General features: G+C 70.6%; 20 protein-coding genes and 1 pseudogene. 12 read left to right on the top strand and 9 right to left on the bottom strand.

Annotated features, from left to right (window positions below; translation table 11 throughout):
- Positions 1-253, bottom strand: a pseudogene (locus ACZ4RZ_RS37080) (RNA-guided endonuclease TnpB family protein); the annotation flags it as partial.
- Between the two features lie 23 nt (positions 254-276).
- On the opposite strand from ACZ4RZ_RS37080, the gene tnpA reads away from it, so the two are divergent.
- A complete protein-coding gene (tnpA, locus tag ACZ4RZ_RS37075; RefSeq protein WP_079089547.1) occupies positions 277-705 on the top strand; it encodes an IS200/IS605 family transposase in 429 nt (142 codons plus the stop codon).
- A gap of 156 nt (positions 706-861) precedes the next feature.
- On the opposite strand, the gene ACZ4RZ_RS37070 is transcribed toward tnpA, so the two are convergent.
- Both ACZ4RZ_RS37070 and ACZ4RZ_RS37065 read right to left on the bottom strand, forming a co-directional pair.
- A complete protein-coding gene (locus ACZ4RZ_RS37070; RefSeq protein ID WP_467751341.1) occupies positions 862-2,160 on the bottom strand; it encodes an MFS transporter in 1,299 nt (432 codons plus the stop codon).
- A 252-nt stretch (positions 2,161-2,412) separates the two neighbouring features.
- Positions 2,413-3,060: a PhzF family phenazine biosynthesis protein gene (locus tag ACZ4RZ_RS37065; RefSeq protein WP_467751339.1), complete on the bottom strand. Its 648-nt coding sequence runs from the start codon at positions 3,058-3,060 to the stop codon at positions 2,413-2,415.
- 309 nt (positions 3,061-3,369) lie between these two features.
- Between ACZ4RZ_RS37065 and ACZ4RZ_RS37060 the strand changes: the two genes are divergently transcribed.
- The 5 genes from ACZ4RZ_RS37060 to ACZ4RZ_RS37040 all read left to right on the top strand — a co-directional run bounded on the left by ACZ4RZ_RS37060 (position 3,370) and on the right by ACZ4RZ_RS37040 (position 8,562).
- Positions 3,370-4,071, top strand: coding sequence for an ATP-binding cassette domain-containing protein (locus tag ACZ4RZ_RS37060; RefSeq protein WP_467751338.1), 702 nt, complete (start codon positions 3,370-3,372; stop codon positions 4,069-4,071).
- 192 nt (positions 4,072-4,263) lie between these two features.
- Entirely contained in the window at positions 4,264-5,412 is a 1,149-nt protein-coding gene (gene efeO / locus ACZ4RZ_RS37055; RefSeq protein WP_467751336.1) for an iron uptake system protein EfeO, read from the top strand.
- 11 nt (positions 5,413-5,423) lie between these two features.
- Entirely contained in the window at positions 5,424-6,704 is a 1,281-nt protein-coding gene (gene efeB / locus ACZ4RZ_RS37050) for an iron uptake transporter deferrochelatase/peroxidase subunit (RefSeq protein WP_467751334.1), read from the top strand.
- Between the two features lie 3 nt (positions 6,705-6,707).
- Positions 6,708-7,583: an iron uptake transporter permease EfeU gene (gene efeU / locus ACZ4RZ_RS37045; RefSeq protein ID WP_467751332.1), complete on the top strand. Its 876-nt coding sequence runs from the start codon at positions 6,708-6,710 to the stop codon at positions 7,581-7,583.
- A complete protein-coding gene (locus ACZ4RZ_RS37040; protein WP_467751330.1) occupies positions 7,540-8,562 on the top strand; it encodes an SCO2278 family lipoprotein in 1,023 nt (340 codons plus the stop codon). Before efeU ends, ACZ4RZ_RS37040 begins: the two co-directional genes overlap by 44 nt.
- A gap of 101 nt (positions 8,563-8,663) precedes the next feature.
- On the opposite strand, the gene ACZ4RZ_RS37035 is transcribed toward ACZ4RZ_RS37040, so the two are convergent.
- The gene (locus tag ACZ4RZ_RS37035) at positions 8,664-9,395 is read right to left on the bottom strand and encodes a bifunctional DNA primase/polymerase (RefSeq protein WP_467751328.1); all 732 of its coding nucleotides are present in this window, start codon (positions 9,393-9,395) and stop codon (positions 8,664-8,666) included.
- Between the two features lie 203 nt (positions 9,396-9,598).
- Between ACZ4RZ_RS37035 and ACZ4RZ_RS37030 the strand changes: the two genes are divergently transcribed.
- Positions 9,599-10,459, top strand: coding sequence for a glycerophosphodiester phosphodiesterase (locus ACZ4RZ_RS37030; protein WP_467751326.1), 861 nt, complete (start codon positions 9,599-9,601; stop codon positions 10,457-10,459).
- On the opposite strand, the gene ACZ4RZ_RS37025 is transcribed toward ACZ4RZ_RS37030, so the two are convergent.
- Positions 10,429-11,055 carry a TetR/AcrR family transcriptional regulator gene (locus ACZ4RZ_RS37025; protein ID WP_467751325.1) on the bottom strand — a complete coding sequence of 209 codons (627 nt, stop codon included), beginning with the start codon at positions 11,053-11,055 and terminating at the stop codon, positions 10,429-10,431. The genes ACZ4RZ_RS37030 and ACZ4RZ_RS37025 overlap by 31 nt on opposite strands.
- 228 nt (positions 11,056-11,283) lie before the next feature.
- Here ACZ4RZ_RS37025 and ACZ4RZ_RS37020 point away from each other — a divergent pair, with 228 nt between their 5' ends.
- Positions 11,284-12,276, top strand: a complete 993-nt coding sequence (locus ACZ4RZ_RS37020) for a small ribosomal subunit Rsm22 family protein (protein WP_467751324.1) — start codon at positions 11,284-11,286, stop codon at positions 12,274-12,276.
- Here ACZ4RZ_RS37020 and ddaH read toward each other — a convergent pair.
- From ddaH to ACZ4RZ_RS37005, 3 genes are all read right to left on the bottom strand, one after another.
- Positions 12,273-13,094: a dimethylargininase gene (gene ddaH, locus ACZ4RZ_RS37015; protein WP_467751322.1), complete on the bottom strand. Its 822-nt coding sequence runs from the start codon at positions 13,092-13,094 to the stop codon at positions 12,273-12,275. The genes ACZ4RZ_RS37020 and ddaH overlap by 4 nt on opposite strands.
- 245 nt (positions 13,095-13,339) lie before the next feature.
- Positions 13,340-14,512 (bottom strand): serine hydrolase domain-containing protein, encoded by a 1,173-nt coding sequence (locus ACZ4RZ_RS37010; RefSeq protein WP_467751350.1) that lies wholly within the window; start codon positions 14,510-14,512, stop codon positions 13,340-13,342.
- Entirely contained in the window at positions 14,467-15,825 is a 1,359-nt protein-coding gene (locus ACZ4RZ_RS37005; protein ID WP_467751320.1) for a multidrug effflux MFS transporter, read from the bottom strand. The genes ACZ4RZ_RS37010 and ACZ4RZ_RS37005 overlap by 46 nt, the downstream gene beginning before the upstream one ends.
- Positions 15,826-15,924: 99 nt before the next feature.
- On the opposite strand from ACZ4RZ_RS37005, the gene ACZ4RZ_RS37000 reads away from it, so the two are divergent.
- Positions 15,925-16,938, top strand: coding sequence for a Gfo/Idh/MocA family protein (locus tag ACZ4RZ_RS37000; RefSeq protein ID WP_467751319.1), 1,014 nt, complete (start codon positions 15,925-15,927; stop codon positions 16,936-16,938).
- 58 nt (positions 16,939-16,996) lie between these two features.
- Positions 16,997-17,773, top strand: a complete 777-nt coding sequence (locus ACZ4RZ_RS36995) for an SDR family oxidoreductase (protein WP_467751318.1) — start codon at positions 16,997-16,999, stop codon at positions 17,771-17,773.
- A 316-nt stretch (positions 17,774-18,089) separates the two neighbouring features.
- On the opposite strand, the gene ACZ4RZ_RS36990 is transcribed toward ACZ4RZ_RS36995, so the two are convergent.
- Complete coding sequence (locus ACZ4RZ_RS36990; protein ID WP_467751317.1) at positions 18,090-19,265, bottom strand: D-alanyl-D-alanine carboxypeptidase family protein; 1,176 nt, start codon at positions 19,263-19,265, stop codon at positions 18,090-18,092.
- A gap of 339 nt (positions 19,266-19,604) precedes the next feature.
- Between ACZ4RZ_RS36990 and ACZ4RZ_RS36985 the strand changes: the two genes are divergently transcribed.
- Complete coding sequence (locus ACZ4RZ_RS36985; protein WP_467751315.1) at positions 19,605-21,083, top strand: ABC transporter permease; 1,479 nt, start codon at positions 19,605-19,607, stop codon at positions 21,081-21,083.
- Positions 21,084-21,175: 92 nt separating this feature from the next.
- Positions 21,176-21,928: an ABC transporter ATP-binding protein gene (locus tag ACZ4RZ_RS36980; protein ID WP_467751313.1), complete on the top strand. Its 753-nt coding sequence runs from the start codon at positions 21,176-21,178 to the stop codon at positions 21,926-21,928.
- Positions 21,929-21,952: the final 24 nt, after the last annotated feature.

Raw genomic sequence — 21,952 nt, 5'->3', positions numbered from 1 at the left:
GCAGGCCGGCGTGCAGCGTGGTGTAGGCGTCGCGCACCTTCTTGATGACGTGCTGCGCGACCTGAGCGCCGAGCCCGCGTTCCTTGAGCTGCGCATAGGCCAGCTTCCGCAACGCGTACTCACGCGGCACACCGTTCATGAACGCGACCTCGGAGACCCAGTTGGCCTCCGAGTTGAATGTGTACAGGGTCGCAGCGATCGCCGGTGCCTGTGCGGCATCCGGTATCAGCTTGACCTGCGTCACGACCTTCACGAGCAAGATCGTAGCATTGATCTATGTCACCACGCTGGGAGCCAAATCCCAACATCCGCAGGGGCCGAACCGTCGTCTACACCCTCCATGCACATTTGGTCTTCACGCCCAAGTACCGGCGTGGCCCGTTCACGGACGAGATCCTTCGACGCTGCGAAGAGATCATGCGGGACGTCTGCGCCGACTTCGAAACCGAACTGGTCGAGTTCAACGGCGAACGCGATCACGTCCACCTGCTCGTGCACTACCCGCCCAAGGTCGCCATCTCGCGCCTGGTCGGCTCCCTCAAAGGCGTCTCCGCCCGAAGGCTTCGCCAGGAGTTTCCCGCCCACATCCGAAAGTACCTGTGGGGTGATCACTTCTGGTCGCCGTCCTACTTCGCCGCATCCTGCGGCGGCGCACCACTCAGCATCATCAAGGAGTACATCGAGAACCAGAAACGTCCCGACTGACGTCAACAGTGCGGACCCGAGCACCCGCGCAAGTCAGAGCAGTCCAGAGAAGCGCTTCCTCCCGGGCGTGAACGCCCGGGGTTCCGCGCTAGATCATGCTGAACTGAGGGAGCTCGCAGGTGGCGCGGGCATCAGGGCAGCGGGGGTATCGCGGGCTCAGCCTGCCGTGGCCGCAGCCCCCTCCGAGGCCCGCGCCTCCCTCAGCCGTATCGCGTGCTCGTTCGTGCGAACGTCGTACGTCATCAGCTTTGGGAGGAGGGCGGCGAGGAGGCCCACCGCCCCCACACAGATCAGGCCCCCCGACCAGATCGACGTCCGGACGCTCGTCCACGCGGCCATGCCCCCGGAGCGGACCTGGCCGAGCTGGGGCCCGACGGAATAGGACAGCAACTCGATCCCGGCGAGGCGGCCGCGCAGCTCGTCCGGGATCGTCTGGTTCCAGATGGCGGCGCGGAAGATCCCGCTGATCATGTCGAAGCAGCCGCCGAGGACGAGGAAGAGCAGCACCAGCCATACGTTGTCCACGACACCCGCGGCCACCATGGCGAGCCCCCAGCACGCCGCCGCGACGGCCACCATCCGCCCGTGCCGGTGGACTCGCGAGGTCCACCCGCTGGTCAGCGTCACCAGCAGGGAGCCAGCCGGCAGCGCGGCGTACATCAGCCCCAGCGACCACTCGGCGTCCAGCTCGTCCGCGAGGAAGGGCAGGACGGCAAGCGGCATCGCGAAGAACATCGCCGCGAGGTCGATTGCGTACGTACCGAGGAGCTCCTTGCGGCTCCACGCGTACCGCGCGCCCTCCGCGATGGACCGCAGCGACGGCTTCGCGGCCTCGTGCGCGGCGGGCGACGCGGCGAGCCCCACGATCAGCGCCACCGACACCGCGAAGGTGACCAGGTCCACCGCGTAGGCCCAGCCGAGCCCGGCGTACGCCACGACGACGCCCGCGAGGGCCGGGCCCGCGACGCCGCCGACCGTCCAGCGCAGGGAGTTGAGCGAGGTCGCGGCCGGCAGGTGCTCGTGCGCGACGATCCGCGGTACGAGCGAGTCAAGCGCGGGCCGCTGGATCGCGCCGAGCGCGGAGGAGAGCCCGGCGACCGCGTACAACGGCCACACCGGCGGGTGCGGCACCAACGCGTTGACGAGCAGTCCGGCGCACAACACTCCCTGCCCGGCCTCCGTGTAGACGATCAGCTTCCGCTTGTCCAGGGCGTCGGCGAGCGCCCCACCGTACAACCCGAACACGATCAGGGGTACGAGTTCCACGGCCCCGATCGCCCCCACGGCCGCCGCCGACCCGGTCAGCACCTTCATCTGCACCGGCAGCGCGACGGACGTCAGAAAGCTCCCGAAGTTCGTGATCAGCCCCGCCAGCCACAGCCGCCGGAAGTCGGCGGAGGCCCGCCAGGGAGCGAGATCGGGCAGGAGGGAACGGAGGCGGGAGGACGGGGTCACGAAAGGCCATGCTCAGGGGAGGCTTCGGCCCGGGCAACTGCTTTTCGGGTGCCGACAGGGGGCGGGGGTTGCCGCCGAAGGCGCGCGCAGAGACTGCTCGCCGGAGGCCGGGACTGCCGAGACGGGCGGGTGGGTGGGCGGGAAGGCAGGGTGTGAGGCGGTAGCCCCCGGGGAGGATGGGGTCCCTCTGTTCAAGCGAAGCCGAGAACCTGGGAAGGAAAGGGGTGGCGAGGGCCGAACAACGCTCGGCCCTCAGCTCCGCTCCAGCCACACCCGACCCCCCACCTCAATCCACCCCTCCGGCTGCGGCGCAGTAAGAATCTGCGACCCCGCCCCCTGGATGATGTTCAGCGCGCGGCCCAGCTGGGCCGTGAGCAACAGCGCCGCCGCCCCCGTCGCCTCGTCCTCGTCGATCCCGTCGTCACGCCCGGGAAAGCCACGGGCACGCACACGCCCGGCGGCCTCGTCCTCCCAGGCCCAGGCATAGATCCAATCCCCCGGTGCGGGGACAGACAGCGCGTCGACCTCGGCGGCCGACCCGTACTGCCGCACCGTACGTGTCGGCACCCACTCCGCCCGCGCCTCAATCCAGCTGAACTCCCCGTCCAGCCGAACCCCCACCACTCCGGCGGGCGTGACCAGTTCGGGCACGTCGAGCAGCCAGCCCGTACCGACACAGGGGTGCCCCGCGAACGGCAGCCGCAGCGTGGGCGTGTAGATGTCGATGACCCCGCGCTCAGGATCGTCGACGAACACGGTCTCGCTGAACCCTAGTTTCGCCGCGAACGACTGCCGCTCCTCACGGTCCGGTATCACCGCGCCCTCCCGCACGACACCGAGCTCATTGCCATACCGTCCGTCGGGTCCGCAGAAGACCCGGAGCACGTCGTAATCAGTCACTCCGGCATTCAAGCATCTGCGTTCCTGAGTTGATTTGTCCGGTGCCGGCCATACCGGACGTCCGAACAGCGTGAGTTGCTGGTCTGGAACGCTGGGCCCCGAACGGTGGTGGGGCCGTGGGGCGGGTGCTTTCCGGGCGGGCGCGCTCGCGTCTGACGCACCACGGGTGTGGTGCTGCGCGTCGTCCTGGCCGGAGCTGTCCGCTCCGTGCGGCCCCGGGTGCGGTGACTCGGCGCTTCGGGGACGGCCGGCCCGGAGCGATCCTCCGGTCGCACGGCCCCCACCTCAACACGCGGCGAGGCATGGGTGGTGGGGGTTTGGCGGGGTCCGTCTTTCCCGCGCCGGGCCGGGCAGCCCAGACCACGTCTGGCGACGACCACCGCGGCGGCATGGTGCCACATCTGCCGCGGATGGTGGCGGGCCCCGGGCATCGGTCCCGCGGCGGACTGGACGGCGCCCGAACTCGCCCTGCGCCGGGCCGTGCTCCCCCAGTCCACGGCTCTCTCCTTCCCCTTCACGGTCGAAGAGGTCGTACGGATGGGCCGCGCACCTTGGACGGCCCTGGACCGGGAGGACGACGACTCGGCGGTCTTCGAAGCGATGGCGGCCACGGAGGTCACCGAGTTCGCGGCCCGTCCCTTCTCCGCGCTCAGCGGCGGCGAGCGGGCCAGAGTCGCGCTCGCCCGGGTGCTCGCCCAGCGCGCCCCGCTGCTGCTGCTCGACGACCCGACCGCCGCCCTCGACCTGCGGCACCAGGAGTTGGTGCTGAGCGTGTGCCGGGACAGGGCGCAGGCCGGGGACGCCGTGGTCATGGTGCTGCACGATCTGGGGCTCGCGGCGGCGTACATGCACCGGGTGGCGATTCTGTGCGCCGGTCATGTCGCGGCTGACGGTCCGCCGGCCGCGGTCCTCACCGGAGAGTTGCTGAGCGACGTCTGTCGCCGGCCGGTGGAGGTGTTCCCGCACCCCAGGACCGGTGCGGCACTGATCACCCCGAAACGCGACTCTTGACCTGCGCTTGACCATTCCTTGGGATTCGTTTTGAGCTGTCGTGATCAAGCCGTTCCTGTACACCGTCCGTGAGAGCTGAATCACCAGACGGGTGGGTATCGGTGAGGCAAGCCTCAGATAAGTTAGGCCAGCCTCACCAAGCCGGCACGGGCCCCGCCGTGCGGATTGTCCGATTCTTCTCTTGGAGCCTGAATGCGAGCCGTCCGACTCTCAGTTGTCACCGCCGCCGCCACCGCGGCGGCTCTGACCGCCGTCACGGGCTGCACCGAGAAGAGCGACGCCAAGGGTGGCGACGCGATCCAGGTGACCGCCGCCGACTCGAAGTGCGACACCTCCGCCAAGTCGGTCCCGGCCGGCCAGGTCACCCTGAAGATCGAGAACAAGGGTTCCAAGGCCACCGAGGTCGAGATCGTCTTCCCGGACGACCGCATCGTCTCCGAGAAGGAGAACATCGGCCCGGGCACCAAGTACACGCTGACCGCCGAGGTCAAGGCCGGCTCGTACGAGATCGCCTGCCGACCGGGCATGAAGGGCCACGGCGTCCGCCAGAAGCTCACGGTCACCGGCGGCAAGGTCGCCAAGCGCGACCCGCGCCTCGACAAGGCCGTCGCCGCCTACCGTGAGTACGCGCAGACCCAGGCCGACGAGACGCTGCCCAAGGCCGAGGCGTTCGCCAAGGCCATCAAGGACGGCGACATCGAGGCCGCGAAGAAGGAGTTCGCCACCTCGCGCCTGGGCTGGGAGCGCACCGAGCCCGTCGCGGAGTCCTTCGGTGACATCGACCCGAAGGTCGACGTGCGCGAGGACGGCCTGGAGGACGGCCAGGACCCGGCCACGGACTGGACGGGCTGGCACCGGCTGGAGAAGTCCCTCTGGCAGGACAAGAAGATCGGCGACCGCGAGAAGGAGCTCGCCGATCAGCTGGTCACCGACCTGACCGACTGGCAGAAGCGGGTCGGCAAGGCCGAGATCACCCCGACCTCCATGGCCAACGGCGCCAAGGAGCTCCTCGACGAGGTCGCCACCGGCAAGGTCACCGGCGAGGAGGACCGCTACTCGCACACCGACCTGAGCGACTTCAAGGGCAACGTCGAGGGCGCGCAGAAGGCGTACGAGCTGCTGAAGCCGGTCGCCAAGGAGAACGACGCGGCGCTGACGACGGAGCTGGACAAGCAGTTCGCCGCGCTGAACACGCTGCTCGACAAGTACCGCACGGACAAGACCTCGTACGACTTCACCTCGTACGACAAGGTCGGCGAGGCCGACCGCAAGGAGCTCTCGGACGCGGTCAACGCGCTCGCCGAGCCCCTGTCCAAGCTCGCCGCCGCCGTCGTGAAGTAGGAGCCGCCACCATGACGGACACCACGGACACCACGGAAGCCACCGAGGACACCACCAGCTCTTCGCCCTCCCGCCGTTCGCTGATCGGCTGGGGTGGTGCGGGCCTCGCGCTCGGCGCCGCCGCTGCCGGCGGCGCGGTGGCGATGACCCGCACCGGCAACGACGTCGACCCGATCGCCGCCGAGGCGGGCGCCGCGGTCGCCTTCCACGGCACGCACCAGGCGGGCATCGCGACCGCGGTGCAGGACCGGCTGCACTTCGCCGCGTTCGACGTGAAGACGGAGGACCGCGCCGAGTTCGTGCAGATGCTCAAGGAGTGGACCGCGGCCGCACGGCGGATGACCGCCGGGCACGCGGTCGGCGAGGGCGCGTACGGCGGTCTGGCCGAGGCGCCGCCGGACGACACCGGTGAGGCACTGGGCCTCAAGCCGTCCCGGCTGACGCTGACGATCGGCTTCGGGCCCTCCCTGTTCGAGAAGTTCGGGCTGGCGGACCAGCGCCCGGAGGCCCTGGTCGACCTGCCGAAGTTCCCGGGCGACGCCCTGGAGAAGGCCCGCAGCAACGGCGACCTGTGCATCCAGGCGTGCGCGGACGACCCGCAGGTCGCGGTGCACGCCATCCGCAACCTGGCCCGGATCGGCTTCGGCAAGGTCGTCGTCCGCTGGTCGCAGCTCGGCTTCGGCAAGACCTCGTCCACGACCCCGGACGCGCAGACGCCGCGCAACCTGATGGGCTTCAAGGACGGCACCCGCAACATCGCCGGCACGGAGACGGACCGGCTGAAGAAGTTCGTGTGGGTGGGCGAGAAGGACGGTCCCGACTGGATGACCGGCGGCTCGTATCTCGTCGCCCGGCGCATCCGGATGCACATCGAGACCTGGGACCGCACCTCACTGCAGGAGCAGGAGGACATCTTCGGCCGCGACAAGGGCGAGGGTGCCCCCGTCGGCAAGGCCAAGGAGCGCGACAAGCCGTTCCTGAAGGCGATGAAGCCCGACGCGCACGTACGGCTCGCGCACCCGGACTCCAACGACGGCGCGACGATCCTGCGTCGTGGCTACTCCTTCACCGACGGCACGGACGGCCTCGGCCGCCTGGAGGCGGGCCTGTTCTTCCTGGCGTACCAGCGTGACGTGCGCAAGGGGTTCATTCCGGTGCAGCGGAACCTGTCGCGCCTCGACGCGCTCAACGAGTACATCCAGCACGTGAGTTCGGCGCTCTTCGCCGTCCCGCCCGGCGTCCGCGACAAGGACGACTGGTGGGGGCGCGCGCTGTTCTCCAAGGAGGCGTAGCCCGTGTTCAGCAACTACCTGATCGGCCTGCGCGAGGGGCTGGAAGCCAGCCTCGTCGTCTGCATCCTCATCGCGTATCTGGTGAAGACGGAGCGCAAGGACGCGCTGAAGCCGATCTGGATCGGCATCGCCGTCGCCGTCGCCATCGCGCTCGGCTTCGGCTTCGCGCTCGAATTCGGCTCCCAGGAGCTGACGTTCCAGGCGCAGGAGGCGCTCGGCGGTTCGCTGTCGATCGTCGCCGTGGGCCTGGTGACGTGGATGGTCTTCTGGATGCGGCGTACGGCCCGGCACCTGAAGTCCGAGCTGCACGGCAAGCTGGACGCGGCGCTGGCGATGGGCACCGGCGCGCTGGTGGCGACCGCGTTCCTGGCGGTCGGCCGGGAGGGCCTGGAGACGGCGCTGTTCGTCTGGGCGTCGGTGCACGCGGCCAGCGACGGCACGCCCCGCCCGCTGATCGGCGTCGCCCTGGGCCTGGCCACCGCGGTCTTCCTCGGCTGGCTCTTCTACCGGGGCGCGCTGAAGATCAACCTCGCCAAGTTCTTCACCTGGACCGGCGGCATGCTGGTCGTCGTCGCCGCGGGTGTGCTCGCGTACGGCGTCCACGACCTGCAGGAGGCCGACTTCGTCCCGGGCCTGACGAGCCTGGCCTTCGACATCAGCAGCACGATCGACCCGACCAGCTGGTACGGCACCCTCCTCAAGGGCGTCTTCAACTTCCAGCCCGACCCGACCGTCCTCCAGGTCACGGTGTGGGCGCTGTACCTGGTCCCGACACTCGCGATCTTCCTCGCCCCGGTAGGGTTCGCCTCCGGGAAGGGGAAGGTGAAGGTACCTGATGAGCAGGGATCGCGCGGGTCGCAGCCCTCGAAGGCTTCGTAGTCCGAACCGTCTGAACCAATTCGCCCTGGCCACAGGGGCGGTGACCGTTCTGTCCTTGACGGCGAGCGGCTGCGTGGTGGTGCACGGCGAGCGGGAGGTCGTACCGGCGGCGACCCGGGCCGAGGCCGCCCGCGCGCTCAAGGACTTCACCACCGCGTACAACAAGGCGGACAAGCAGTACGACAGTTCGCTGGACGCGGACCGGGTCGCCGGGCCGCTCGCCGACATCGACGGCGCCAAGCTCAAGGCCGGGCACAAGAACAACCCGGGCGGCAATCCGACGCATTCGCCGCTGAAGTTCAGCGACGCCAAGTTCGTGATACCCGAGAAGGCGGGCTGGCCGCGCTGGTTCGTGGCCGACACCGCGGCCAACAAGGGCCTGCCGACCAGCCGTTGGCTGCTCGTCTTCACCCGCTCCCGGGCGAACGACGTCTGGCAGGTCTCGTATCTCACCGTCCTCGCCGCCGACGACGTACCGACGTTCAAGAAGGACGACGCCGGCTGGGCCGAGCCGGTCACTGTGGACGACGCGGCCCTCGCGATCGAGCCGGAGAAGCTGAGCCAGTCGTACGCGACGTATCTGAAGGCCGGCGGCGACGGCTTCGCCGCGGGTACGCACACCTCACAGTGGCGCGCCCAGCGCAAGAAGTTCGCCAGCAAGCCCGGCCTCGCCCGGCAGTACATCGACGAGCCGCTGGCCTCGGGCGGCTACGCCCCGGTGGGCCTGCGCACCACGGACGGCGGGGCCCTGGTCTTCTTCACCACCCACCGCTACGAGAAACAGACCGCGGCGGCGGGCACCGAGATCCCCACCCCCACCGCCGACGTCCAGGCCCTGACAACCGGCGAGATCAAGCAGTCCCTCACCCTGGAGTTCATCTCCAACCAGGCGGCCCTGGACCCACCGAAGAACGCGGCCGGCAAGGGCGTGGCGATCCTGGGGCGGATCGAGGGGTTGACGGGGGCGAAGGGCGAGTAACCGCGACGGTTGCGTGACGGCTGCCGCCGGGGCGGCCGCCACCGCTGCCGAGCGGAACGGGAGGGCACAGCCTGCAGCGCCGGGCGCCTTGCAAGCGGACTTCAGCCCCGGTGGGGCCAAGCCGCCAGCTGCTCCGAGTCATCCCCCGCGTAGCGGGCACACGCGTCGGTCAGGATCTCAAGGAGCGTAAGCGGATCCGGCAAGGCGTACTCCGGCCCCCGTACCCACTCGACCGTCAGGTCACCCGGCAACCGCGCCGGCGGAACAAGGACGTACGACCCTCGGCAGTGCCACCGCAACCCCGGATGCTCGTCCATCGTCTCGGGATGGCAGTCCAGCTCGCAGGGCCACCACTCGTCCTCGTCCTCGGGCGTACCCCGGGTGGCCGTGAAGAAGAGCATCCGGTCACCGCCCGACTCCGCGACGGGCCCGACCTCGATGCCGGAGGCCAGCAAGCGCTCCAGCGCCTCGCGCCCCGCGTCCAGCGGCACGTCGAGAACGTCGTGCACCATGCCGGTCGCGGTGATGAAGTTGGCCTTCGGCTGGTGCCGGGCCCACCGCTCGATCTGCGCACGGTCGGTCGTGGACTGCGTCTGCCAGGCGAAGGAGACGGGGTGGCGCGCCGGAGTGGGACAGCCGACGCGGTCACAGGAGCACCGGTAGCCGGAGGGGTACGCGGCCTGCGCGAGCGGCAGCCCCGCGGCGGCAGCGGCGAGCAGCAGGGCCTCACGCCCGCGGTCCGCGCTCTCCACAGGATCCTTCGGCCGGCGTCCGCGGAGCCACTGGGAGATCCTGCCCTGCGCGCCGGAGCGGCGGGCGAACTCTGCGCTCATTTATCCCCTCGCCTAGCCGTTCGTGCCGACAACAGGCCTTCAAAAGGCCATCTGCAAGCCATCACCAAGCCCCATGGTCCCACCATCCTGCGCCCTGGGTGGCCAGAGCCCACATCCGGGGTGGGTGGGGAGATGTGTCTCCCCGGCCCGGATCGGGTGTCATTCCACACTTTGGCGGGATTTGCACCCCTACCGTGGTCGCCATGCTCACACGGACTGCGTTCCTGGGTCTCGCCGGTCTCACCTCACTCGCCCTCACCAGGCCCGGCGGCCCGCCGTCTCCACTGGAGTGGGGTACGGGGCCGCTGACGGTGGACTCCCTCCCCCGCATCACCTACGTCGCCCACCGCGGTGGCGCCCGGGAAGTCCTGGAGAACAGCATGTCGGGCCTGACGGCCGCGTACGAGCGCGGTACGGCGCAGGTGCTCGACTTCGACACCCGCATGCTGCGCGACGGAACCGTGGTGGTCATGCACGACGCGACCCTGGACCGCACGACCTACACGCGCGGAGCGGTACGGGACCTGAGCCTGCGGGACTGGCGGGGCGTGCGGCTGCGCCCCAAGGGCGCGCGCCCCGGCAGCCGGCACCTGGAGCGGCCGCCGACCGTCGCCGAGGTACTGGACCGCTTCGGCGGACGGATTGTGCTGACGCTGGAGGCGAAGGACCCGGAGAGCCTGGGCACACTCGCCGCGATGATCCGCGCCCGCGATCTGACCCGCTCGGCGTTCGTGAACTCCAACGACCCGGAAGTGGCCCGGCGTGCCCACCGGCTGGGCCTGCTCAGCCAACTGTGGCGGTCGGCGGCCCAGATGCGCAGCGACCGCCCCGAGCGCTGGACGTCGTTCGTCGACCTCCTCGACGTCGACCACAAGGCGCGTGACGTCGATCTCGTACGGGCCGTGAAGTCCGGCGTTCCGCGTGTGTGGGCGCACACGGTGATCACTCCGGCCCAGCGCGACCGGGCGCTCGCGCTGGGCTGCGACGGCATCATCACGGACACACCGGGCCGGTTGTCGGCACGGTCGACGACTCAGCGCGGGGCGAGGCCGAAGAGCGCGTAGTCGACGAGCGTGTCGGTGTACTCGTACGAGATCGGGCCGGTGCGCTGGAGCCAGCGCTGGGCCAGCGGGGAGACGAACAGCTCCAGGGCGATGCGAGGGTCGACGTCCCGGCGTACGTCCCCCTTGCCCTGCGCCGAGCGCAACCGCTTCACGTACAGCTGGAGCTGGGGTTCGAGGAGCTTGCCGACGAACTCGACGCCGAGCCGTTCGTTCACCACGCCCTCGGCGGCCAGGGCGCGCGACGGGATCTCGAACCTGGGGTCCAGCAGTTCGTCCACGGTGGCGCGCAGTACCAGTTTGAGGTCGGCGGCCAGATCCCCCGTGTCCGGGATCTCGTACGGCTCCTGCCCCGCCGCCCGCGCGGCCTGCTCGCCGTGGTCCATGAAGGCGTCGAGGAGCACGTCCGCCTTCGAGGACCACCAGCGGTAGATCGTCTGCTTGCCGACTCCGGCACGGGCCGCGATGCCCTCGATCGTGGTCTTGGGGTAGCCGACCTCGCCGACGAGGGCGAGGGCGGCGTCGTAGATCGCGCGACGCGACTTCTCACTGCGGCGGGTGGCGTCGGGGGCGGGCTTGGGCTTGGGCTTTTCGGCCATGGGGGGAACTTATCAGGGCGACGATACGGTACGTCTCGCCTCCGGCGGGGGCGGTGCGACGGGGCTGGGGTAAGGACGCGCGGTTCCCCGCGCCCCTTGTAGGGGCGCGGGGAACCGCGCGAGCAACCCCCACGCACCCGCAGCCGAAAGGCTGGTCGGGACGGGCAGGAGCGGAGGGGGCGAAACAACCGCTCCGAGCCCCGCCCCGGCCAACCGTAGAATCACCGGGTGAACGCCCCCCTGACCCCCGCCGACACCCTGCGCACCGCCCTCGCCGGGCTGCTCGACGGGCTGCCGCCGAAGGCCGCCGCGCAGGCGGTCGAGCGGCTGATCGCCAACTACCGGGGGACCACCCCGACGCACGCCCCGATCCTCCGCGACCGCTCGGACGTGGTCGCGTACGCCGCCTACCGCATGCCCGCCACGTTCGAAGCGGTGCACGCGGCCCTGGAGGCGTTCGCGGACGCGGTACCCGGATGGGCGCCGGGCAGCCACGTGGACGTCGGAGGCGGCACGGGCGCGGCGACGTGGGCGGTGAACGCGACCTGGGAGGGCGCCCGCCCGGTGACGGTGCTGGACTGGGCGGAGCCCGCACTCGCGCTGGGCCGGGAAATCGCCGCGGCGAACCCGGAGTTGAAGAGCGCCGAGTGGCACCGCTCTCGTATCGGATCAGCGCTCACCATCGAGAGCACTGATCTCGTCACCGTGTCCTACGTCCTGGGCGAGCTCACCGACGCCGACCGCGCCTCCGTCGTGGACGCCGCCGCGGCCGCCGCCCAGGCCGTGGTGATCATCGAGCCGGGCACCCCCGACGGCTACACCCGCGTCATCGAGGCCCGCGACCGCCTGATCCGCGCCGGGTTCCACGTCGCCGCCCCCTGCCCGCACAGCGCGACCTGCCCCATCGTTCCCGGCGAGGACTGGTGCCACTTCTCCGCCCGGGTGGCCCGTTCCTCCCTGCACCGCCAGGTCAAGGGTGGCTCCCTGCCGTACGAGGACGAGAAGTTCAGCTACGTCGCCGCGACCCGCTTCCCGCCGGCCCCGGCCTCCTCCCGCGTCGTGCGCAAGCCGCAGATCCGCAAGGGCCAAGTGCTCCTGGATCTGTGCGAGACCGAACCGTCACTGCGCCGGGAGACCGTGACCAAGCGCCACGGACCGTTGTACCGGGCGGCCCGTGACGCGGAGTGGGGCGACGCCTGGCCACCGGACGCGCGGGACTAGTTCCGCAGTTCCTGCGTGCAGCACTTCACGCTGCCGCCGCCCTTGAGGAGTTCGCTCAGGTCGATGCCGACGGGCTCGAAGCCGCGTTCCCGGAGGGGGTCGAACAGGCCGGTCGCGGCCTGTGGAAACAGCACGTGGAAGCCGTCCGATACGGCGTTGAGGCCGAGCACGGCGGCGTCGTCGTCGGCGGCGATCAGGGCGCCGGGGAACAGCCGGCGCAGCACCTCCCGGCTGCCGGGGGAGAACGCGGGCGGGTAGTACATGACCTCGTCCGCCCTGTCGTCCAGGACGGCGAGGGCCGTGTCCAGGTGGTAGTAGCGGGGGTCGACGAGATCCAGCCCGATCACCGGGCGGCCGAAGAACTCCTGGGCCTCGCCGTGCGAGAGAGGGCTCGCGCGGAAGCCGCGGCCCGCGAGCACGTACGACGTGGTGACCGCGAAGTCGCCCTCTCCCTCGTTGACGTGGACCGGCTCCCGCACCTGCGCGAAGCCGTGCGCGCGGAACCAGTCCAGATGCGCCGCCGCCTCCGGCTCGCGCTCGCGGTACGCGAACCGGGCGCCGAGCACCCGGCCGTCCACGACGGTCGCGCCGTTCGCCGCGAACACCATGTCCGGCAGGCCGGGGCGGGGGGTGAGCTCCGCGACCGTGTGGCCGAGCGAGCGGTAGCGGTCGCGGAGGTTCTCCCACTGGGCGACGGCGAGCGGCACGTCGACCGGCTTGGCGGGGTTCATCCAGGGGTTGATGGCGTACGTGACCTCGAAGTGTGCGGGTGGGCACATGAGATAGCGCCGGGGTGTGGCGCGGCGAGAAGGGTGCAAGGAGGGCTCCTTACGCAACCGCAGGGGCAGTTGATGCCCATGGTGCGCCGCGGGGTGCCCTCCGGGCGGGAGGCGAATGGGTTGTGTCCGGGCGGGGTGTTTCTCGCCCCCTCCGCCCCTGCCCGTCCCGTACCTGGGGGGCTGCGCCCCCAGGCCCCCGCCAAAAGACTGCGCAGTTCCCCGCGCCCCTGAAAAGGGGGCGCGGGGAACTGCGCAACGGGGTCGGGGGGGCGGTAGAAGACCCCTCAAGCCCCCCGTACCGCCCGTGCCAGCCGCGTCCCCGCGGCCGCCCGCGGCGCGTTGTCCGCCGGGCGACGCCTGGGGTGGACAGTGTTGGCCAGCAGCACCAGGAACGTATCCGTCGCCGGATCCAGCACCAGGGACGTTCCCGTGAAGCCCGTGTGGCCCGCCGCGCCGCGCCCCGCGAGGGCGCCCATGAACCAGGGCTGGTCCAAGGCGAAGCCGAGGCCGGGCGGGGTCAGCATCAGCTCGACGAAGTCGGGTCCGAGTATGCGGGCGGGGCCGTAGGAGCCGCCGGCCAGCAGGGTGCGGCAGAAGACCGCCAGGTCGTGGGCCGTGGAGAAGAGGCCCGCATGGCCCGCCACCCCACCGAGCGCCCACGCGTTCTCGTCATGCACCACACCCCGCAGCATCCCCCGGTCGACTTTGGCCCACGGCCGCCGCTGGTCCTCCGTGGCCGCCGCGCCCGGGCAGGGGCCGAAGCCGGTGGCGGTCATGCCGAGCGGCCGTGTGATGCAGTCCCGGACGAGGACGTCGAGCGTGCGCCCGGTGATGCGCTCCAGGATGTACTGGAGGAGGAGCAGGTTCAAGTCCGAGTACAGGTATGCGCCCGGTTCGGAGGAGGGGGCCTCCGCGCGGAGCAGCGCCAGGCGCGCGGCGTCGTCCGGGCAGTCGTACAGCGGGAGTTCGGGGCGCAGCCCGGAGGTGTGGGTGAGCAGCTGCCGCACGGTGATGTCGTACGCGGCGGCAGCGCGGAACTCCGGCAGATACGCACCCACCCGCGCGTCGATGCCGAGCGTGCCGCGCTCCAGCTGCTGCACCGCGGCGACCGCGGTGAACAGCTTGGTGAGGGAGGCCAGGTCGCAGGGTGTGTGGACGGTCATGGGCACCCGCGCCCCGGGCGGCAGCTCGACCCCCGTGTCCGTCTCCTCGTCGTACGCCGCGTAGCGCACCGCCCACCCCGCCGCCTCCTCGACGGCGACGACCGGACCGCGCCCCGCGATCACCACCACACCCGCCGCCCAGGGGTCCGGTCCGCGCGTGAGGGACCGGACCTCCCGTACGAGGTGACGCAGTTCTTCGGGGGCGAGCCCGGCCCGTTCCGGTGTGTCTGTGTGCAGTCTCGGCGCGCTCAGCTGTCCGCCGCCTTTCCGTGCGATGTGCGTCCCGTCTGCCAGGGGCGGCAGAGTCCCACGAAGCAGGCGATGGCCACCAGTACTGCGGCCAGTTGGACGACGGCCATCGGGACAGCGGTGTGCTCCCCGGCGATGCCGACGAGGGGCGAGGCGATCGCGCCGATGAGGAAGGAGGAGGTGCCGAGGAGGGCGGACGCGGAGCCGGCGGCGTACCGGACGCGCATGAGGGCGAGCGCCTGTGTGTTGGGCATGGCCAGGCCCATCGAGGACATCAGCACGAACAGGGCGGCGGCCACCGGAGCCAGCCCCACCTCGCCGAAGGCGCCCGTGGACATCAGCAGCAGCGCGGCCGCCGCGAGTGTGATCAGCCCGAGGCCGACGGCGAGCGCCTTGTCGAGGCTGACCCGGCCGACCAGGACCTTGCCGTTGATCTGGCCGACGATCACCAGACCGACGGAGTTGAGGCCGAAGAGCAGGCTGAACGTCTGCGGGGAGGCCCCGTAGATCTCCTGCACGACGAACGGGGACGCCGAGATGTACGCGAACAGCGCGGCGAAGGCGAAGCCGCCCGCGAGCATGTACCCGGCGAAGACGCGGTCGGCCAGCAGCCCGCGCATGGCGCGCAGTGCCTCGCCGACGCCACCGCTGTGCCGTTCGGCGGGTGCGAGGGTCTCGGGGAGCCGGAACCAGACGACCGCCGTCAGCGCGATGCCGACCGCCGTGAGCACCACGAACACGCCCCGCCAGTCGGTGAAGCGCAGGATCTGCCCGCCGATGAGCGGCGCGATGATCGGGGCGACCCCGGAGATCAGCATGAGGGTGGAGAAGAAACGGGCCATCGCCACGCCGTCGTACAGATCGCGGACGACGGCCCGGGCGATCACGATCCCGGCCGCGCCCGCGAGGCCCTGCGCGAGCCGGAAGGCGACGAGGAGTTCGACGCCCGGCGCGAGGGCGCACAGCACGGTGGCCACGATGTAGACGGCGAGGCCGGCGAGGAGGGGGCGCTTGCGGCCCCATCTGTCGCTCATCGGGCCGACGACGAGCTGTCCGAGCGCCATGCCCGCGAGGCACGCGGTGAGCGTGAGCTGCACGGTCGCGGCCGGGGCGTGCAGCGACTCGGTGACCTCCGGGAGCGACGGGAGGTACATATCCATCGCCAGCGGGGGCGTGGCGGTGAGGCCGCCGAGGATCAGGGTGACGAGGAGTCCGGTGCGGCGGAGGGCGCCGGTGTCCGGCGCTTTGGGCGCCGCTTGCGATACGCCGGCGAGCGCGGCGTTCGCTATGTGCCCCTCCGGGGCGGCTTCCTCCCGCTCGAACCGCTCTCCCCGCGTGGTGCGGCCACGCTCGGGCATGTGCCCCTCCCTCTCCGAGTAATCCGCCACCTATGCTCTCAGCTCGAACGGGGTGTTCGGGGTCACAGATCTTCGGGATCACAGGGCGAAGGGGCGGGGATGACGGGCGAGCGCGAGCGCGTGCGGTGGGGGATTCTGGCGACCGGGGGGATCGCCGCGGCGTTCACGGCGGATCTGGTGGACATGCCGGACGCCGAGGTCGTGGCGGTGGCCTCGCGGACGGACGCCTCCGCCAAGGCGTTCGCGGAGCGGTTCGGGATACCGAAGGCGTACGGGGACTGGGCGTCGCTCGCCGAGGACCCGGACGTCGACATCGTGTACGTCGCCACTCCGCACTCGGCACACCGGGCCGCCGCCGGGATGTGCCTGGAGGCGGGGCGCCATGTGCTGTGCGAGAAGGCGTTCACGCTGAACACGAGCGAGGCCGAGGAACTGGTCGCCCTCGCGCAGGTGCACGACCGCTTCCTCATGGAGGCCATGTGGATGTACTGCAATCCACTGGTCCGGCGGCTCAAGACGCTCGTCGACGACGGTGTGATCGGCGAAGTCCGCACGGTGCAGGCCGACTTCGGAATCAACGGACCGTTCCCGCCGTCGCACCGGCTGCGCGACCCCGCCCAGGGCGGCGGCGCGCTCCTCGATCTGGGCGTCTACCCGGTGTCGTTCGCGCAGCTGCTGCTCGGGGAGCCCTCGGACATCACCGCGAGAGCAGTGCTCTCCGACGAGGGCATCGATCTCCAGACGGGAGCAGTGCTCTCCTGGGAGAGCGGCGCTCTCGCTTCGGTGCACTGCTCCATCAACGGCGGCACCCCCGTCTCCGGCTCCGTCACCGGCTCCCAGGGCCGCATCGACATCCCGGACGGCTTCTTCTTCCCGGACCGCCTCGTGCTGCACCGCGACGGCCGCGACCCGGAGGAGTTCACGGCCGACCCGGCGGACGGCCCGCGCACCAGCCTCAGGCACGAGGCCGCCGAGGCGATGCGCGCCCTGCGCGCCGGCGAGACCGAGTCCCCGCTCGTCCCCCTCGACGGCAGCCTCGCCGTGATGCGGACGCTCGACGCGATACGGGACCGCATCGGCGTCCGTTATCCGGGCGAGGTCGGCACGGGCTGAGTTCCGCACTGCGGACTCTCCCTTCCGCACCGCGGACTCTCCCGTACGCTGCGGCCCCATGAATGCCATGAACACCATGAACGTCCCGCAGACGAAGATCGCCGTGGTGACGGGAGCGGGCTCCGGCATCGGCCGTGCGGTAGCCGTGGAACTGCTGCGCACCGGCTGGTCGGTGGCGCTGGCCGGACGCCGGACCGAGACCCTGGAGGAGACCGCGGCCCTCGTCCCCGAGGGGCCCTCGATCGCGGTACGCAGCGACGTCTCGCGGCCAGACGACGTGGCCGCCCTCTTCGCCGCCGTGCGCGACCGCTTCGGGCGGCTCGACCTGCTCTTCAACAACGCCGGCACGTTCGGCCCGGGCGGCGTCCCGCTCGAAGAGCTGCCGTACGACGCCTGGCGGCATGTGGTGGACACCAACCTCAACGGCGCGTTCCTGTGCGCGCAGGCGGCGTACCGGCAGATGAAGGAGCAGGACCCGCAGGGCGGCCGGATCATCAACAACGGTTCCATCTCGGCGCACACGCCCCGCCCGCAGTCGATCGCGTACACGGCGACCAAGCACGCGCTGACGGGCCTGACCAAGTCGCTGTCCCTGGACGGGCGCCCATACCGGATCGCCTGCGGTCAGATCGACATCGGCAACGCGGCCACCGACATGACCGAGCGGATGCGGACCGGAGCGCTCCAGGCGAACGGCGAACTGGCGGTCGAGCCGGTGATGGACGTGGCCGATGTGGCGCGCACGGTCCGGCACATGGCGGAGCTGCCCCTGGAGGCGAACGTGCAGTTCGCGACGGTAGTGGCGACGACGATGCCGTACGTGGGACGCGGCTGAGCCGATCGCGCCCGCGTCATGAACAGCCGATCAACCACTCATCAACGGTTCGTCAACGACTCGTCAACGACTCAACTTGCACAAACGGAAGCAGAAACTCCGGACCGTATCAGCCGGTAGCGGGCTTATGCTCAACATCTCCTCCACCAGAACTTCACACTTGGAGCACGAGACTTCGGTACGGCCACTGGTCCACACCGATGGGGGAGGTGGCAGCCGTTCCGCCGACCGGGTGGGGGCGGACCTCGCGCGGGACCGCGAGGTATGCACCGGATCGCGGAACGGCTGCCCCAACATGTGTGCGGCGCTCCGAGGTTCAGCGCCGGTGACGGCCGTCCGTGGCGTCGTCGGCCGGCTTGCGCCGGCGGTTGCGCAGCACGAGCGCCCCGCCCGCGAGCAGCGCGACGGCTCCCCCGGCCCCACCGAGCGACCCCCACGACGAGCCGTCCCCCGACGTGCCGCCCTGAGCGCCCGCGGCCGCCTTCGCCGCCTTCCGGTGGGGCCTGGCGCTCGCACCGCCCTCGCTGAGCGGATCGACCAGCGTGCCGACCGGCTCGGCGTTCGCCGCGTTCTTGAAACCCCAGTCGAGGAGCTGTGCCGTCTCCTCGTAGACGCCGCTGCCGCCGCTCTTCGGGTGCATCACGGTGACGAGGAGGGTCCGCCCGTCGCGGGTCGCCGCGCCGGTGAAGGTGTTGCCGGCGTTGCTGGTGTAGCCGTTCTTCACGCCGATCAGGCCGTCGTACATCTCCACGCCCCACGCGCCCGTGAGCAGCCTGTCGGTGTTCTGGATCTGGAAGGTCTTCTTGCCGCCGGCCGGGAAGTCGGCGGTCTTCGTCGCACAGTAGGCGCGGAAGTCGGCGTCGGCCAGGCCGTGCCGGGCGAAGAGCGTCAGGTCGTACGCGGACGACAGCTGCCCCTTGTGGTCGAAGCCGTCGGGGCTGACCACGTGCGTGTCCAGGGCCTGCAGGTCCGCGGCCTTGGCCTGCATCGCGGCGACGGTCGCGGCGACGCCGCCGTTCATGTGGCTGAGCACGTGCACCGCGTCGTTGCCGGAGCGCAGGAAGACGCCCTGCCACAACTGCTCGACGGTGTACGTGATGCCGGGCTTGACGCCGACGAGACTGGAGCCCATCGGTATCCCGGCGAGATCGGCGTCGGTCACGGTGTGCTTCTCGGTCCGCTCGAACTTCTTCAGCACGGTGTCCGCGAACAGCATCTTCAAGGTGGACGCGGGCGCCAGGCGCCGGTGCGCGTTGAACGCGGCGAGCACCTGGCCGCTGTCGTGGTCCGCGACGACCCAGGCGCGGGCGGTGAGCCTCTTGGGCAGCCCCGGGACGCCACGCACCTGAACGCCGGTACGGCCGAGCCGTTCACCGCCGATCGTCGTGGCGGCGTATGCGGATGGGGCGGCCGTGGAGGTGGCCGCGGCCAGCGGGACGGCCGCGGCAAGGCCGAGGGCGGCACGACGGGAAACCCGAGAAGAAACGCGCATCCCGGGACCGTACAAAGCGCCTCCGCGGCGTGGCACAGCGGGGTAATAAAGGACTCACAAAGGCGCGGCAAAATGGCGCGGGCCCGCCCCGTACGACCGTCCACCGTCCCACCGGGAGATGCGTACCGGGCGAGCCCGCTGTCTTCACCAAGGGGTCACTCAACAGGCGTTTCCTGGCAATACGCCCTAGAGAGCCTAGGAATCGGCTGTCTTACGGAATATTGATTTCGGGCGCGACTTTCTCAGCCCTCACACATCCCTTACTCAGCCCGGCTCAAAGGTTCCTCCATAGCTTGTGGCCGCGCCCACAGCGGGCGCCAAGAACCTTTGAGGAACGGGATGTTTGGCATCTATCTCAAGCGTGAGCTGAGCCGGCGCAAGAAGGCGGCGCTGGTGATCGCCATGGGTCTGGCGCTCGGTATCGCGCTGGTCATCACCGTCAACTCGGTGTCGGCCGGCATGCAGCAGGCACAGGACAAGGTCCTGAAGTCGCTGTACGGGCTCGGCACCGACATGACGGTCACCAAGGCCCAGACGGCGCCTTCGAGCGACTCCTCGGGCAGACCGAAGTTCAACTTCGACGCCAAGTCCAACAACAGCAAGACGACACAGAGCTCCGACCGCGTGATGACGCAGGGCGGTCAGTCCCTGAAGTCCTCGCTGGTCACCGAGGTCGCCGCGCAGAAGGGCGTGGCGAGCGCGGTGGGCGCGCTGAGCCTGAACGTCACCAAGGTCAACGGCTCCTTCACACAGGGCAAGGCGCACTCCTCCACCCAGCAGCAAGGCGGCGGCCAGGGCGGTCCCGGCGGTGGCACCAGCACGGGCCAGCCCCAGGTGCAGGGCGGCGGCGCCTCCTTCGACGTGAACTCGTACTCCGTCGCGGGCGTCGACGTCACCAACCAGGACCTCGGCCCGCTGGCCACCTCGAAGATCACCTCGGGCAAGACCTTCACGACCTCGCAGACCAACGCGAAGGTCGCGGTGGTCAGCAAGTCGTACGCCAAGGAGAACAAGTACAAGGTCGGCAAGACCTTCAAGATCTCCGGCACCAAGTACACGATCATCGGTGTCGCGACGCCCGACAGCAGCGAGTCGACCACCGACGTCTACCTGCCGCTGAAGCAGGCGCAGACGCTCGGCGACTCGAAGAACAAGGTCACCACGATCTACGTCAAGGCGACCGACTCCCAGCAGATCGACGCCGTCAAGAAGACGATCCAGAAGAACATCTCGGGCACGACGGTCACCACCTCCGCCGACCTCGCGGACACCGTCTCCGGCTCGCTGTCGACCGCCTCGAACCTCGCGACCAGCGTCGGCAAGTGGCTGTCCATCGCCGTCCTCGTCGCCGCGTTCCTGGTGGCGGCGCTCCTCACCTCCTCCGCCGTCTCCCGTCGCGTCCGTGAGTTCGGCACCCTGAAGGCGCTCGGCTGGCCGTCCCGCAAGGTCACCCGCCAGGTCGTCGGCGAATCCATCGTGAACGGCCTGCTCGGCGGCGCGCTCGGCATCGCCCTCGGCCTCGGAGCGGCGTACGCGGTCACGGCGATCAGCCCGAAGCTGACGGCGGAGCTCGGCTCCACCGGTGGCATGGGCGGCGGTGGCGGCATGGGCGGCGGCCCCGGTGGCGGCGGTCCCGGCCAGCAGGCGGCCTCGGCGGCCAAGAACACCATGGAGATCGCGCTGTCCGCACCGGTCTCACTGACCACCATCGCGCTCGCGGCGGGCCTGGCCATCGCGGGCGGTCTGATCGCCGGTGGGATGGGCGGCTGGCGCGCCTCCCGGATGCGCCCGGCGGACGCGCTGCGCAGCGTCTCGTAACTCGCCCTCGGGCCATATCCCCCTGAGCCGGGGCGCCGCGTCCACTCCCCCCGGGCCGCGGCGCCCCACCCCCTTCATCTTCGGAGACCTTCATGTACAAGCTCACCGGCGTCACCAAGCGCTACACACGGGGCAAGGAGACGGTGGAGGCGCTGCGCGGCGTCGACCTCGCCATCGAGGACGGCGACCAGCTCGTCATCCAGGGCCCCACGGGCGGTGGCAAGTCGACCCTGCTCCAGATGATCGGCGGTCTTGACCGCCCGACCTCAGGAAGCGTCGAACTGGACGGCGTGGACCTCGCCTCCATCAGCGAGGCCAAGCTGACCCGGCTGCGCGCCGAGAAGATCGGCATCATCTTCCAGGCCTTCAACCTCATCCCGACGCTGACCGCCCAGGAGAACGTCGAGACCGCCCTCGTACCGCTCGGTGTGAAGCCCAAGGAGCGGCGCGAGCGGGCCGCCGAGGCGTTGAGCTCGGTCGGTCTCGGCGACCGCCTGGGCCATGCGCCCAGCGAGCTGTCCGGCGGTCAGCAGCAGCGCGTCGCCATCGCCCGCGCGCTGGTCAAGAAGCCGAAGGTGCTGCTCGCCGACGAGCCGACCGGCAACCTCGACGAGGGCACCCGCGACGACATCATGGGCCTGCTCGAAGGGCTGTGGCACGAGTACGGGCTGACCTTCATCATGGTCACCCACGACTCGTCCATCGCCCGCCGCGCGCCGCGTCTCGCGACCATCAAGGCGGGGCAGATCACGCTGACCGAGCGGGGCGGGGCGCGCGGTGCCGCGGCCCAGCCGTTTGTCCAGCAGCCGGCCCAGCAGCCGTCGTACGGCGGTCAGGGCTTCTGATCCCGCGTCGGTCTTCGGGGCCGC

This window comes from Streptomyces sp. NPDC027189 (genome assembly GCF_055566975.1).
Note: the sequence above shows the minus strand (reverse complement) of the source record. Positions and strands in the feature narration are given on the sequence as shown.

Excerpts from the sequence above, each read along its gene's own strand:
- tnpA (WP_079089547.1), top strand. The coding sequence starts at position 277 with ATGTCACCACGCTGGGAGCCAAATCCCAACATCCGCAGGGGCCGAACC.
- efeO (WP_467751336.1), top strand. The coding sequence starts at position 4,264 with ATGCGAGCCGTCCGACTCTCAGTTGTCACCGCCGCCGCCACCGCGGCG.
- efeB (WP_467751334.1), top strand. The coding sequence starts at position 5,424 with ATGACGGACACCACGGACACCACGGAAGCCACCGAGGACACCACCAGC.
- ACZ4RZ_RS37040 (WP_467751330.1), top strand. The coding sequence starts at position 7,540 with ATGAGCAGGGATCGCGCGGGTCGCAGCCCTCGAAGGCTTCGTAGTCCG.
- ACZ4RZ_RS37035 (WP_467751328.1), bottom strand. The coding sequence starts at position 9,395 with ATGAGCGCAGAGTTCGCCCGCCGCTCCGGCGCGCAGGGCAGGATCTCC.
- ACZ4RZ_RS37030 (WP_467751326.1), top strand. The coding sequence starts at position 9,599 with ATGCTCACACGGACTGCGTTCCTGGGTCTCGCCGGTCTCACCTCACTC.
- ACZ4RZ_RS37025 (WP_467751325.1), bottom strand. The coding sequence starts at position 11,055 with ATGGCCGAAAAGCCCAAGCCCAAGCCCGCCCCCGACGCCACCCGCCGC.
- ACZ4RZ_RS37005 (WP_467751320.1), bottom strand. The coding sequence starts at position 15,825 with ATGCCCGAGCGTGGCCGCACCACGCGGGGAGAGCGGTTCGAGCGGGAG.
- ACZ4RZ_RS37000 (WP_467751319.1), top strand. The coding sequence starts at position 15,925 with ATGACGGGCGAGCGCGAGCGCGTGCGGTGGGGGATTCTGGCGACCGGG.
- ACZ4RZ_RS36995 (WP_467751318.1), top strand. The coding sequence starts at position 16,997 with ATGAATGCCATGAACACCATGAACGTCCCGCAGACGAAGATCGCCGTG.
- ACZ4RZ_RS36990 (WP_467751317.1), bottom strand. The coding sequence starts at position 19,265 with ATGCGCGTTTCTTCTCGGGTTTCCCGTCGTGCCGCCCTCGGCCTTGCC.
- ACZ4RZ_RS36985 (WP_467751315.1), top strand. The coding sequence starts at position 19,605 with ATGTTTGGCATCTATCTCAAGCGTGAGCTGAGCCGGCGCAAGAAGGCG.
- ACZ4RZ_RS36980 (WP_467751313.1), top strand. The coding sequence starts at position 21,176 with ATGTACAAGCTCACCGGCGTCACCAAGCGCTACACACGGGGCAAGGAG.